This window comes from Atlantibacter sp. (genome assembly GCF_032062175.1).
Classification (GTDB): domain Bacteria; phylum Pseudomonadota; class Gammaproteobacteria; order Enterobacterales; family Enterobacteriaceae; genus Atlantibacter.
In genome coordinates this window covers 1-12832 of sequence record NZ_DAMBQK010000013.1, presented here as the reverse complement: position 1 = coordinate 12832, position 12832 = coordinate 1, and the positions used below count along the sequence as shown (strand labels likewise).

The 12832-nt window shown below is 53.9% G+C and carries 13 protein-coding genes; 7 read left to right on the top strand and 6 right to left on the bottom strand.

All coding sequences use genetic code 11. From position 1 onward, the window contains the following. Positions 1–6 precede the first annotated feature (6 nt). Complete coding sequence (locus tag RT120_RS12900; RefSeq protein ID WP_312983028.1) at positions 7–771, bottom strand: DUF4105 domain-containing protein; 765 nt, start codon at positions 769–771, stop codon at positions 7–9. 96 nt (positions 772–867) lie between these two features. Here RT120_RS12900 and RT120_RS12895 point away from each other — a divergent pair, with 96 nt between their 5' ends. Continuing rightward, positions 868–1089 carry a hypothetical protein gene (locus RT120_RS12895; protein ID WP_312983027.1) on the top strand — a complete coding sequence of 74 codons (222 nt, stop codon included), beginning with the start codon at positions 868–870 and terminating at the stop codon, positions 1087–1089. A 324-nt stretch (positions 1090–1413) separates the two neighbouring features. Next, on the top strand, positions 1414–2004 hold the full coding sequence (locus RT120_RS12890) for an ATP-dependent Clp protease proteolytic subunit (protein ID WP_312983025.1): 591 nt from the start codon (positions 1414–1416) through the stop codon (positions 2002–2004). On the opposite strand, the gene RT120_RS12885 is transcribed toward RT120_RS12890, so the two are convergent. Continuing rightward, a complete protein-coding gene (locus RT120_RS12885; protein ID WP_312983024.1) occupies positions 1997–2965 on the bottom strand; it encodes a P1 family peptidase in 969 nt (322 codons plus the stop codon). The two genes, RT120_RS12890 and RT120_RS12885, sit on opposite strands and share 8 nt — an antisense overlap. Positions 2966–2974: 9 nt before the next feature. Further along, the gene (locus RT120_RS12880) at positions 2975–4570 is read right to left on the bottom strand and encodes an STY4199 family HEPN domain-containing protein (protein WP_312983022.1); all 1596 of its coding nucleotides are present in this window, start codon (positions 4568–4570) and stop codon (positions 2975–2977) included. A 180-nt stretch (positions 4571–4750) separates the two neighbouring features. Between RT120_RS12880 and RT120_RS12875 the strand changes: the two genes are divergently transcribed. Continuing rightward, complete coding sequence (locus tag RT120_RS12875) at positions 4751–5293, top strand: GNAT family protein (protein WP_312983019.1); 543 nt, start codon at positions 4751–4753, stop codon at positions 5291–5293. A 25-nt stretch (positions 5294–5318) separates the two neighbouring features. On the opposite strand, the gene RT120_RS12870 is transcribed toward RT120_RS12875, so the two are convergent. After that, a complete protein-coding gene (locus RT120_RS12870) occupies positions 5319–6077 on the bottom strand; it encodes an SDR family oxidoreductase (RefSeq protein ID WP_312983017.1) in 759 nt (252 codons plus the stop codon). 118 nt (positions 6078–6195) lie between these two features. Here RT120_RS12870 and RT120_RS12865 point away from each other — a divergent pair, with 118 nt between their 5' ends. The 3 genes from RT120_RS12865 to RT120_RS12855 all read left to right on the top strand — a co-directional run bounded on the left by RT120_RS12865 (position 6196) and on the right by RT120_RS12855 (position 9792). After that, on the top strand, positions 6196–7095 hold the full coding sequence (locus tag RT120_RS12865; protein ID WP_312983015.1) for a LysR family transcriptional regulator: 900 nt from the start codon (positions 6196–6198) through the stop codon (positions 7093–7095). Between the two features lie 53 nt (positions 7096–7148). Continuing rightward, complete coding sequence (gene yhjD / locus RT120_RS12860) at positions 7149–8201, top strand: inner membrane protein YhjD (protein WP_312983013.1); 1053 nt, start codon at positions 7149–7151, stop codon at positions 8199–8201. A gap of 271 nt (positions 8202–8472) precedes the next feature. Then, positions 8473–9792 (top strand): MFS transporter, encoded by a 1320-nt coding sequence (locus RT120_RS12855; RefSeq protein ID WP_312983011.1) that lies wholly within the window; start codon positions 8473–8475, stop codon positions 9790–9792. A 43-nt stretch (positions 9793–9835) separates the two neighbouring features. Here the strand turns inward: RT120_RS12855 and dtpB are convergent, their stop codons facing one another. Further along, on the bottom strand, positions 9836–11308 hold the full coding sequence (dtpB, locus tag RT120_RS12850) for a dipeptide/tripeptide permease DtpB (protein ID WP_312983009.1): 1473 nt from the start codon (positions 11306–11308) through the stop codon (positions 9836–9838). A gap of 238 nt (positions 11309–11546) precedes the next feature. After that, positions 11547–11984, bottom strand: a complete 438-nt coding sequence (gene uspA, locus RT120_RS12845) for a universal stress protein UspA (protein ID WP_312983007.1) — start codon at positions 11982–11984, stop codon at positions 11547–11549. A 437-nt stretch (positions 11985–12421) separates the two neighbouring features. On the opposite strand from uspA, the gene uspB reads away from it, so the two are divergent. Next, positions 12422–12757, top strand: coding sequence for a universal stress protein UspB (uspB, locus tag RT120_RS12840; protein ID WP_161658676.1), 336 nt, complete (start codon positions 12422–12424; stop codon positions 12755–12757). Positions 12758–12832 lie beyond the last annotated feature (75 nt).

The window sequence follows — 12832 nt, the reverse complement described above, 5'->3', positions numbered from 1 at the left end:
TTATTGTTATGGCTCACGATAACCGGGCCGGATCCGTTGTGAATAATCGTCATTGAGCGTGCCGACAACCGCCGCGACTTTGCTATTGGCCCGTAACGCTTCAATGGTGAATGTTTTGTCGAGCAACCCTAAATCGTAGCAATATTGATCGACATGACCGCTAAACAGCACCATCCAGTTGTATTTAAAGTCAGGCGCGGCCTTACGGCTGTGCCGTAAGATATTGGTGGTGCAGTTGTTTCTCAGCGTGTTGTAAAACTCATCACTGTTTTTCAGGCTGTTAATGCGTTCGGCGTAGTCCAGAAATACCTGCCTGCATACCTCTTTGGTCACGTTGACCCGGTAAATATAGACATCCTCTTTACGGATATTGGCCCGCACGCCGATTAAATCTCTTTCATCCGCCACCACGTAAATCAATTCATAAGTGTTGAAAAAACCTTTCCAGGTGGAATAGGTTTGCGTGGCCCGCCGGCGGGTTTCAATGGAAATCGCCACATAGTCGCCACTGGAAAATCCAAAAGAAAGAAACACATGGGCAATATGTCGGCTGGACCAGTAAGAGATAACCAGATCGACGCTGGCGATATCATCAAGATTAAGCGTCTTATCCTGCCATTCAAAATGCAGGGTATTATCGATCATCGAGGCATTACGAAAGTTCCTGATGGTAAAAGTATTGTCTTGCCCAAACAGGATCTCCGGCTTTTCTTCATAACCGGGAAACCAGTGGATCTTATTGTTATCCCGAAAGAATAACCGTTTAAACACCCCGTACTCCTTATTTTTAGCGCTATATTGATAATTGGTTGATAAACCCGGGCGTAAGCTTCAATCATTAAGCAAGCCCGCTACCGAGTGGTGATCATGATGAATCGAAATAGCCGTAAAAATAATGCGTTCACTAAACCAAAATTTTTGGCGTTGATGGCGTTTATTTATTTTGCCATCATCCTGGGCTGCGACTATCTCACTGAAATCGTGCAAGAAAAAACGGGCCATGATGTTAACCCCCATATCGTTGCGCCGCTGATTATTGCCCTGGTGACTTATTTTGCCTACAAAGCCGTGACCGCTAAAAAAGCATAATATCGTAAAGGAGAATGAAAATGACCTTATGAAAGAATAAGTTTTTTATCAACCCCACCGAGTTAAGATAGCCCGTCATCCCAGAAGCCTGACGGGCTATTTTATTATCACCGAGCTTAAGTGAAATATATTATATTTTTTTAAAAAAAGTCCCCTGGTGTGCGATGAGTTTTTGTCAAATAAAAGCCGTTTTGCTACGCTACACGTGCCTCATTCTTCTGACACGTTGTCTTTTATAAGGCCACTCTCATGCGAAAAATAACCTTGTCGTTAATTATGCTTTTGGGTCTTTGTTCGTTTGGTAGTTATGGGCAATTAATTGAAATGAAAACACAACGGCTAACGCCGCTGGACGTTTCCACCATTAAAATTGTTTATAACACGCCTGTCACCAATGCCAGTATCGCCAACTTAATGAAAGCCCTGGATGGTATTGTCATGAATTACCCGAATACCAAACAGGTCAGTTTGTATATCAATAGCCCCGGCGGCGAAATGGATGCCGGTTATGCGGGGTATGAAGCGGTTAAGAATTTCTCGCTGCCGATTGAAACGGTGAATCTGTCGCAAATCGCCTCTGCCGCGACATTACTCTATTGCGCCGCGCCAAACCGCCGTAGCATGCCTGAAGCAATGTTTCTTCTGCATCCTGCAGCCCTGCCCCTGGTCAACGTTTCCGAGGATTTGAAACCTAACGATATCAAAACGCTCAGCCAGTCGCTTTCCATGGGGAATGACCTGTTTGCGGCAATTTATAAAACCTGCACCAAATACGATGACGCGGAACTGAATACAATTTTATCCAGCGAGTCGAATCGTAAGTTACTGTATTACAACGAGGCACAAACCCAGGGGTTGATTACCCAGACGGCGACAGATATGAAACCCACCGACGTGGCGTACTACATTAACTAGCCGCCAGGCCGCGTACGCCATGCGCGCTGCGTGCGGCGCGTACCCCATCCAGCACCGCCGCCGCCATCACTTCCGCTGCCATCATCCCGACGATGTTGACCGTGGTCTCGACACCGCCTGTGGTGGCGGCAAACAGCGTATCGCCGTCGCTCAAGGTATGTACCGGGTAAATGGTGCGCGCCAGGCCGTCATGGGCCATTTGCGCCACTTTTTGCATCTGGCTTTTGGTGAAAGCGGCATTGCAACAAATAATCCCGATGGTGGTGTTGGTGCCCGCGCTGAAGTGGCTATCGCGATTGTTCAGCACGCTGGCCTGTATATCGAGCAGATGACCCTGCGCATCGCAGGCACCTGCGATAGTTTGCCCAGTTTGCGGGTCGCGAATTTCGCCCACCGCGTTGACCGCCACCATCGCCGCCACGATCAGTCCGTCCGGTCCGTTCATCGAGGCCGTACCCAGCCCGCCTTTCATCGCTTTTTCGATTCCCGCCATTTTGCCGATGGTCGCTCCGATGCCTGCGCCAGTATTGCCTGACGGGAAGGGGGTTGCCGATGCTGCATTCACCGCGCGGTAGCCCATCTGGGCATCGGGCCGCACCGCCGGGTCGCCGAAGGTTAAATCAAACAGCACTGCTGCCGGAACGATGGGCACTACCGTCACACCCGCATCAAAGCCGATTTTGCGCTGTTCCAGCCACTGCATCACGCCGGAAGCCGCATCCAGGCCAAAGGCGCTGCCGCCGCTCAGTACCACGGCATGGACCTTGTCGATCAGGTTGGTGGGATTGAGCAAGTCGGTCTCGCGGGTGCCGGGCGCTGCGCCGCGAACGTCCACGCCGCACACTGCGCCGTCTTCAAACAGCACCACGCTACAGCCGGTTTGTTTTAATGCATCTGCGGCGTGGCCGACTTTGACGCCGGGAACATCAATAAGACTGCCGTGGGTGTTTTGCATAGACATGGCCTCGCGCTATTTGATTTCGTTATAGATCGCTTTCTGGATCCCCGCCCATTTTTCATCGTTTTTATCACCCGTGGCGGCGGCCCGCGCCTGCGCCTGGGCGTGATCACTGGCCTGGCGCTTGACCACGGCGGGCGTGGTGCAAAACGCTTTCAGGTAAGACTTACGGATTGAACTAAAAGATTGCCCCTGGGAAAGGGCGTGGCCGAGCGAGGCAATCATCCGTCGGCACGGCTTGGGTTCGTTCATTTGCAGGCGATAACCAAGCAGCAAATCCAGCACGTTGTGCTGTTTACGCTCCAGTGCCTGCTCGGTCCAGGAAACTTTCCATTCCATCCCGGCCTGTAAAAATAACCGGGCGATACGGTCATCATCGCGGTCAATCGCGGAACGAAAATGGTTTTCGTCCCAGGCGATACCCAGACGATTTAACTGCTGGCGCGGCGTGCTCTCGCGCGCTTCGACAGGTTCAACGGGCGCGGCATAGGCTGCGGGCGGGCTTGCCGCCACGGGTTTACGGGTCTGATTGACCAGATGTAACCCTCCAACGGCAATCGCTATCGCCACCAGGCCCACCGCGCCCCACAATACGCCGACCACCAGTTGCTCGCGCTGTTCGCGGGTGCGTGGCGGTTTGTGGCGTGGTGAATCAATCGCATCGCGGATCTCGAAAATATCGCCGCTCATCGTCTGGTGTTTTTGTTCGGCATCGGTAAAAAAAGCGCTGAGTTCGTCGTCATCGCAGGCGCTGAACCCGCCGGGATGCACCTGGGTTTTGCCCTGGACATAACGCTGTTGGACAGGAGAGGTAATGGCGGCGTAATAATTTTCCAGCAGCGTCATTTGGACCGATGAGAGCGGCTGCTGGCCCAGCGCATGGTTGCGGATCAGCCGCACATCATCCAGAAACGTCAGCAGAGATTTACGCGGCTCAATCAGGAAACTTAACGCGCCGCTTTCCGGAAAATGCGCGGCATAGTGTTTAGCGAACTCTTTTTTATCCACCAGCAGTTGCGCCAGTTCGCTGAACTGCATCCCGCTGAGAATGTCGCCGGGTTTGGCGAACTTCAGCCAGCGCCGCACTTTGTTGGCCCCGAACAGCATTTTGAGATGATTGACCAGCGTCACTTCATCCGGCCAGGCCTCGCGGATCAGATCTTTTAGCATCAGTTCCAGACCCCGTAACTGGACACTGGCGGCGCGCGGCTGGGGCGGCTGGCTGAGCGCCAGATCCGTGCTGTAGTGCAACAGCGGCTGGCGCAGGCGCACCAGCTCCAGCGTCGCCACAAACCGCAGCGCGGCGATAAGCGCCGTGGCGCTGACTTCAGCCCCGCTTTCATATTGCGGCACCAGTTGCTGGAGATGGCGTAATTGCAGCGTAAATTGCGACAGTTCGGCATCGTTGATATGCAGCCGCTTCGCGACCAGCCCCCAACTGCCGAGATGCTGCCGGGCGTTATCCATCTGCTGTAAAAACCATTGCGGATCTTTGGCTTCCGCCACCGGATTGCCGAGCAGTGAGAGGATCTCTTTCGACGCCTGACGGATCGCCTGCAAGGCTGCTTCGAATTGTTCTCTCGCGATTAGCTGTGCTGAACGAGTCATGGTTATCCTTACACTCGTTAACGCGCCCACCCGCTCTGCCTGGGATTAGCGCTAAGTTATTATGATTATGTATATTGCTGTGTTGAGCGTTACTGACAGTGAACTCAAAGATAGACCATTTACATGTCTTACCATCGGGCGAAAAGCGTTCGATATATTTTTCATTTAACAGGAGCCCGTGTGCAACCCGCAGACGACATAACTTCAACCCGCATCACTTATCAGCAAATTACCGCCGAAGACTGGCCTTTTTTTGTGGCGCTTCAGCGTGACCCGCGCATCTCGCGCTATCTGGCGTCGTCCCGCGATGATGAGGCGATGCGCGCCGCGTTTGACAGCCGATTACCGCGATGGGCGCCGGGCAGCAGCCACTGGCTGTGCCTGGTGATGCGCGAAAAGCGCAGCGGCGAACCGTTCGGCGTGACCGGGTTTATCGATCGCGGCGACGGGGTTGCGGAAGTGGGGTATTTGCTGGCGACGCGGGTGCACGGCCAGGGCCTGGGTTATGAGTCGTTACAGGCAATTTGCGGCTACGCGTTTCAGGTCTGCAATTACCGGAAACTGGTGGCCACGGTGACGGTAGGCAATGAACCGTCGAAGCGGGTGCTGGAGAAGGGCGGATTTGTGCTGGAAGGGACGCTGCGGGAAAACTATTTTCTCGACAATCGCTGGCAGGACGACTGGCTGTTCGGCCTGCTGGCGCGAGAATTTACGCCGGGCTGATAGCGCCGCCCGGCGTAAACGCTGGCTAGATGTACATCCCGCCTGAGACTTCAATGCGCTGGGCATTCATCCAGCCGAGGCCGTCTCCCAGCAGCGCGGCGATGGCTTCGCCAATATCATCCGGCAGGCCCACGCGCCCTAACGCCGTTTGCGATGCGATGGCCTTGTTCAGTTCAGCGTTATCGCGCACCGCACCGCCGCCGAAGTCGGTCTCAATCGCGCCGGGGGCGATGATATTGGCGGAGATGCCGCGTGCGCCCAGCTCTTTAGCCTGATAGTGAGTAAGCACTTCCATCGCGCCCTTCATGGCGGCATAGGCGGAATAGCCCGGCAGCGCAAACCGCGTCAGGCCGCTGGAGACGTTCAGGATGCGCCCGCCATTTTTCATCAGCGGCAACAGGTGTTGGGTTAAGAAGAATGGTCCTTTGAAGTGAATGTTCACTAACTGGTCGAACTGCGCCTCGGTAATGTCAGTAAACGGCGCGTTAATGCCGATCCCGGCATTGTTCAATAAATAATCGAAGCTCTCGCGCTGCCAGACATGTTTGAGCTGCTGCTTCACTTCATTAGCGAATCCGGTAAAGCTGTCGCTTTCGGCGACGTTAAGCTGTAATGCCAGCGCTTTCACGCCTTTTTTCTCAATTTCGCGCACCACGTCGTCTGCGTCTTCGCGCTGGCTGTTGTAGGTCAGGATAATGGCAATTCCCTTCTCTGCCAGCTTTAGCGCTGCGTTTTTCCCAAGGCCGCGGCTGCCGCCGGTCACAATTGCGATACGTTGCGTCATAAAAACCTCGTCTGCGTTATTACGGTGGTTGAGAGAAAGCTTATTAGCTGCTATGAAATCAATAAAGATGTCGCGTTGCGCATCACTGTTTCGTTTTCAACAACAATAAGCCCAACCGATGGATAAAATTCACGCAATGCAGTTGTTCATTCGGGTGGCGGATCTGGAGAGTTTTTCCCAGGCCGCGCAAACACTCGGACTCCCTAAAGGTAGCGTATCGCGGCAAATCCAGGCGCTGGAAAATGCGTTGGGTACGCGGCTGCTGCACCGCACTACGCGCCGGGTACAGCTTACCCAGGACGGCATGGTCTACTACGAGCGCTGTCGCGATTTACTGGCCAATCTCGATGAGCTGGATGGGTTGTTTCTGCACGATCCTTCCAGCGTTAGCGGGCGCTTGCGGGTAGATATGCCACTACGCATCGCAAAAAATCTGGTAATGCCGAAACTGCCGGCGTTTTTACAGCAGTATCCGGGCATTGAGCTGGAACTCAGCAGCAGCGACCGGCTGGTGGACGTGGTGCGCGAAGGGTTCGACTGCGTGGTGCGGGTCGGGCATCTGAAAGATTCCGGTCTGGTGGCGCGCCCGCTCGGCAAACTCACCGTGGTGAACTGCGCCAGCCCGGATTATCTGGAGCGTTTCGGCTTTCCTGAACAGCTTGAGGATTTAGCCAGCCATGCGGTGGTGCACTATTCCACGCATTTTGGCAGCCGCCCCCAGGGGTTTGAATACACCATTGATAAGCAAACCCACTGGGTCAAAACCGGCGGCATCTTAACGGTCAACAGCACCGAAACCTACCAGGCGGCGGCGCTGACCGGGCTGGGTATAATCCAGGTGCCGCGCGTGGGAATTAAAGACGCTCTGCGCAGCGGTACGCTGATTGAAATCCTGCCGCAGTACCGCCCGGAACCGATGCCGGTGTCGTTGCTTTACCCGCATCGCCGCAACCTGTCGCGGCGGGTGCATTTATTTATGGAATGGTTAGGAAGCGTGATGAAAGGTTACGTTGATTAACGTAAGTCTATACTTTTCTCATGATGCTTATCACTGACAAGGAATTGCGTTCGATGACAACCCCGGAGAATACCCCGAAACGCCCGACCAACGATCTGGATTACAAGCCGGTGCCCCAACTGGACACCCGATCTGACGAGGCAAAAAAAGATCATCCTGAACAGGAAGATAGCCACGACAAAGGCGAGGGGCCGATTGCCAAAGTGACCGAGACGGTAGAAAAACTGGAGCGCCGCCCGATGATCGCCCACATTATTCGGGCCACGGAACGCTTCAACGACCGGCTGGGTAACCAGTTTGGCGCGGCAATAACCTATTTCTCTTTCTTATCAATGATCCCGATTTTGATGGTGTCTTTCGCGGCGGCGGGCTTTATTCTCGCGTCGCATCCGACGCTGTTGCAGGACATTTTCAATAAGATCCTGATGAACGTCAGCGACCAGACGCTGGCGACTACCCTGAAAAGCACTATCAATACCGCCGTACAGCAGCGCACCACCGTGGGGATCGTCGGGCTCGCCGTCGCGCTCTATTCCGGGGTGAACTGGATGGGCAACCTGCGTGAGGCGATCCGCGCCCAGTCGCGCGATGTGTGGGAGCGCACCGCTCAGGATGAAGAAAAATGGTGGGCGAAATACTTGCGCGATTTTGTCTCGCTGATTGGCCTGCTGGTGGCGCTGATTATTACCATTTCCATCACGTCTGTGGCGGGTGCGGCCCAGGAAATGATTATCCGCTGGCTGTATCTCGATTATATCCCATGGCTGAAACCGGTCTGGCAGCTGATTGGCCTGGCGATTTCGATGTGCGCCAACTTCCTGCTGTTCTTCTGGATCTTCTGGCGTCTGCCGCGCCACCGCCCGCGTAAAAAGGCGCTGATCCGCGGCAGTATTCTGGCAGCTGTGGGCTTTGAGGTGATCAAAATCATTATGACCTGGACGCTGCCATCGCTGATGACCTCGCCATCCGGCGCGGCGTTTGGCTCGGTACTGGGGATTATGGCGTTCTTCTATTTCTTCGCCCGTCTGACGCTGTTTTGCGCGGCCTGGATTGCCACCGCAGAGTACAAAGACGACAAACGGATGCCGGGTAAATCCCACCGTTAAACAGGCCGGGCTGGAGTATTACGCAAAAAACTTCAGCCCGAGCCAGCCTTTTAGACGATAAATCCATTCCGTAACTTTTATTTAACCAATTTCTGGTTTTTCATGCTGATTTAAAATTTGTGTGAAGCATTTCATAGAAGTGAAATTGCGAGCCTGAAAATTATCCTCTTTTTGCCGCTTTTCTGAACAACTTCACGTTTTGTGCCGCATTGAAATGTGGCTTTTGCTATGCGTAATATGCAATTTCGTTTCACATAAATAAGAAAAATATATGCAAGCATCTATCACGACATCCGTTGATCACGACGCACCTCCGGTTAACTCGCGCAGTAAAGTGGTTGTCGCATCACTCATTGGCACCGCCATTGAGTTTTTCGATTTCTACATTTATGCCACTGCGGCGGTGATTGTTTTCCCCCATATTTTCTTCCCGCAGGGCGACCCAACTGCCGCCACGCTACAGTCGCTGGCGACGTTTGCCATCGCGTTTATCGCGCGTCCTATCGGTTCTGCGGTGTTTGGCCACTTTGGCGATCGCGTCGGGCGTAAAGCCACGCTGGTGGCTTCACTGTTAACCATGGGTATTTCCACGGTAGTGATCGGCCTGCTGCCGAGCTATGAAACCATTGGCGTGTTAGCGCCGCTGCTGCTGGCACTGGCCCGTTTCGGCCAGGGTCTGGGTCTGGGCGGTGAGTGGGGCGGCGCGGCGCTGCTGGCCACCGAGAATGCGCCTGCCGGTAAACGCGCGCTGTACGGCTCTTTCCCACAGCTGGGTGCGCCTATCGGCTTCTTCTTCGCTAACGGCACCTTTCTGCTGCTGTCGTGGATTTTGACCGACGAGCAGTTTATGTCCTGGGGCTGGCGCGTGCCGTTCGTGTTCTCCGCCGTGCTGGTGCTGATTGGTCTGTATGTCCGCGTTTCCCTGCATGAAACGCCGGTATTCGCCAAAATCGCCAAAGCCAACAAACAGGTGAAAGTCCCGTTGGGCACGCTGCTGACCAAACATCTGCGCGTCACCATCCTGGGCACTTTTATCATGCTGGCGACCTATACGCTGTTCTACATCATGACGGTCTATTCGATGACCTTCAGTACCGCAGCAGTGCCGAATGGCCTGGGCTTCCCGCGCAACGAAGTGCTGTGGATGCTGATGATGGCGGTGATCGGGTTTGGCGTGATGGTGCCGATTGCTGGCGTGCTGGCGGATAAATTCGGTCGCCGTAAGAGCATGATCGTAATTACCACACTGATTATTCTGTTTGCGCTGTTCGTGTTCCCGCCGCTGTTGCAGTCCGGCAACCCGGCGATGGTGATGGCTTACCTGCTGATTGGCCTGAGCATTATGGGCTTGACCTTTGGCCCGATGGGCGCGCTGCTGCCAGAACTGTTTCCAACCGAAGTGCGTTATACCGGGGCGTCGTTCTCTTATAACGTGGCGTCGATTCTTGGGGCTTCCGTTGCGCCGTATATCGCCACCTGGTTACAGGCGAACTACGGGCTGTTTTACGTCGGGGTTTATCTGGCGTCGATGGCGGCGCTGACGCTGATTGCGTTGCTGCTGACGCATGAGACTAAGCATCAGTCGCTGTAAGTTAAAAAAGCGCAGGCAGCGTATCGCCTGCGCCCACACTCCCTTATATTTTCTCTTCCGGCGTAGCAATCATCCGGTTTAGCCACGGCACCATAATCGCCATCACTATCGACACGCCCAGCGTTACCAGGCCAATTTTGCTGAACACATCGGTATAAATCGGCAGGGTTTGCAGCGGATCGGTGATCCCTTCCGGGACCGCGGTAAAAGTGGCGACGTACCCGCCCAGCAGGAACGCGGCGGCCTGAGTCAGGAACCACATCCCGAGAATAAAGCCCATCAGATGCTGCGGTACCAGCGCGGCGACCATCGCCAGCCCCAGCGCGCTAATCAGCAGTTCGCCCAGGCTCTGGAACAGATACACCAGCACAATAAACCACGGCGACGTCAGCCCCTGGGCATCGGCGAACCACATGCCTGCGGCAGCGGCGGTTAAGAAGCCGAGAGCGCACAGGAACATCCCGAGGGTGAATTTCATCGGCATGGTCAGGTCTTTGCCCCGGCTGCCCAGCCGGGTGTAAATCATCGCCAGCACCGGGCTCGCCACTACCACCCAGAACGGGTTCAGCGCCTGGAAGCTCACCGGGTTGATGGTGAAACCGAGAATGTCATGGTGCACGTTGTTGATGGCGAAGAAGTTCAGCGAAGTGGGCATCTGGGCGTACAGGATGTAAAACAGCACCGCTTCCAGCATCAGAATGAAGGCCACAAACATCTTGTTGCGCCCGGTTTTATCCAGCCGGAACGCTTCACGGAAGAAGAAAATAATCACCACGATGGATAACACGATCAGCACCAGGTTGGCGACCATAACGTTATGCATCAGCCAGGCGCAGAGGAAAACCATGGCGACCGTGCCCACCAGTACCAGCAGCAAATTTTTGAAGCTCATCGGCGCGTGGTCCGGCTCGGAACCGATGTGCTTCACCATGCCCCGGCAGGCCAGGTAGACCAGCAGCGCGATAATCAGCCCAATGCCGCACAGGTTGTAGGTCACCGCATAGCCGTAGCGTTCGGCAATTACCGGCGCGAGTGACAGCGACAGCAGCGAGCCGATATTGATCGACATATAAAACAGCGTAAAAGCGCCATCGAGACGGGGATCTTTCGGCGGATAGCATTTGGACAGTAGACTCGCGGGGTTGGCCTTAAACAACCCGTTACCCACCGCGATGGTGCCTAAGGCGATAAAGATAAGCGAAGGCTGGTGAAGCGACAGGCCAGTCATAAAATAGCCGATCGCCAGCACGATTGCCCCTAACACCAGGGTGCGTTTAGTGCCCAGCAGATGGTCGCCAACGTAGCCGCCGATTGAAATCAGGCCATACACCAGCGCGGCGAATGCCCCGAAAGTGACAAAAGCCTGTTCCTGCGAGAAGCCGAGCTGCTGGACGAAGAACACCGCCAGAATGCCCTGAACGCCGTAATAGCCAAAGCGCTCCCACAGTTCGACAAAGAAGATCATAAAAAAGGGTTTCGGCTGTTGCAGTAAGCCGACAGGTGCAGAGTTGTTCATTTTTCCGTTGCCTTAAGGTGACGCCAGTAAAAGTATGTACGCGGCGTCAGGATCGCGCCGCTTTGTCATTTATCGGCCAGTAATGCCGAGAATGAGTTTTAAATCAGGGTATTGTATTGGAGAAAAACGATCGCAGCGGCAGATCACACTAATGAATTTATTGAAGTCAGTGATTTACGTTGGCAGGGCGGAAATAAAAACGCCCGCATAAGCGGGCGTGGGCAGCGAGAAAGGACGATTATTCCTCTTCTTCATCGCGCAGCGGCACAATCAGCATATCGATGTGCACGGTGTTGATCAGCTGACGGGCAGACGACATCAGTTTGCTCCAGAAATCCTGATGATGGCCGCACAGCACTAAATCGACGTCGTATTTTTTAATCGCATCGACCAGCACCTGGCCCAGATCGCCGCTGCCGCTCAGGGTTTCCGCAATCGGGTAACCGGCGTTAGTGGACAGCTCGCTCAGCGCATGATGAGTCTCTTCGGAAATGCGTTTTTGCATATCGCCCAGATTCACGTCAATCAGGCCGGTGTAGAGATCGGAGTAATTTACATCGACATGAATCAGTGAAACTTTGGCGTTATACGGACGCGCCATAGATACGGCTTTTTCGACCAACACTTTACTTTCAGGCGAGAGGTCGACTGCGATAAGAATATGTTTGTAAGCCATAATTTTTACTCCTTCCATAAGATGTCGATGACAATGGATCAGACAACGCTTTAGGTTATCGATGATGTCCTTGCCCCGCGTCCTGCATACCGCTCTCGCGGGAACCTGTAAACGATATCCTTCAGCCTGAAGCATGAGGATATAGAAAGACTTAAGCATAACGGTCTCTTTTTACCTTATCGCCCAGGAAGAAATCCGTCAATCCGCTGCGTCTGCATTCATTCTAAATCGAAATACAATTATCACGAATGATTGACCAGAACGATGTGGCAAAAAAATAACCTGATCTTCTACACTATTAAATGAGTCAGTCGGGTAAATAAATGTGAACCCGATCGACTTTTGGTATCTCTCTCATTTGGAACGAGTTGACTGACTTGGTATCGGGGGTGCGGTCGTCCGGGGGGTGTCTCCGTGGCTATCGCCGGGGAGGTGTTATGATAAGCACTGTTGCGCTGTTTTGGGCCTTGTGTGTGGTATGCGTCGTCAACATGGCGCGCTACTTCTCATCGTTGCGTGCGCTGCTTGTGGTGCTTCGTGGTTGTGATCCCTTGCTCTACCAGTATGTAGACGGCAGTGGTTTTTTCACATCCCATGGTCAGCCAAATAAGCAAATGCGACTGGTCTGGTACATTTATGCTCAACGTTACCGCGATCATCATGACGACGAATTCATCCGCCGCTGTGAGCGAGTCCGGTGTCATTTTATTTTAACCAGTGCGTTGTGCGGCCTTGTAACGGTCTGCCTCATCGCCATGATGATATGGCACTAATGAAAAAAGCGGGCAATGCCCTGGGGAATCCCCAGTAATGTGCGGGTAAAAAAGGACGGGCATAGAGTTTTGTGA

Bases quoted from the DNA above. Each gene is read 5' to 3' on its own strand.
- RT120_RS12890 (WP_312983025.1), top strand. From the start codon at position 1,414: ATGAAAACACAACGGCTAACGCCGCTGGACGTTTCCACCATTAAAATT.
- dtpB (WP_312983009.1), bottom strand. From the start codon at position 11,308: ATGAACAACTCTGCACCTGTCGGCTTACTGCAACAGCCGAAACCCTTT.
- RT120_RS12895 (WP_312983027.1), top strand. From the start codon at position 868: ATGATGAATCGAAATAGCCGTAAAAATAATGCGTTCACTAAACCAAAA.
- RT120_RS12855 (WP_312983011.1), top strand. From the start codon at position 8,473: ATGCAAGCATCTATCACGACATCCGTTGATCACGACGCACCTCCGGTT.
- RT120_RS12885 (WP_312983024.1), bottom strand. From the start codon at position 2,965: ATGTCTATGCAAAACACCCACGGCAGTCTTATTGATGTTCCCGGCGTC.
- uspB (WP_161658676.1), top strand. From the start codon at position 12,422: ATGATAAGCACTGTTGCGCTGTTTTGGGCCTTGTGTGTGGTATGCGTC.
- yhjD (WP_312983013.1), top strand. From the start codon at position 7,149: ATGACAACCCCGGAGAATACCCCGAAACGCCCGACCAACGATCTGGAT.
- RT120_RS12870 (WP_312983017.1), bottom strand. From the start codon at position 6,077: ATGACGCAACGTATCGCAATTGTGACCGGCGGCAGCCGCGGCCTTGGG.
- RT120_RS12865 (WP_312983015.1), top strand. From the start codon at position 6,196: ATGGATAAAATTCACGCAATGCAGTTGTTCATTCGGGTGGCGGATCTG.
- RT120_RS12880 (WP_312983022.1), bottom strand. From the start codon at position 4,570: ATGACTCGTTCAGCACAGCTAATCGCGAGAGAACAATTCGAAGCAGCC.
- uspA (WP_312983007.1), bottom strand. From the start codon at position 11,984: ATGGCTTACAAACATATTCTTATCGCAGTCGACCTCTCGCCTGAAAGT.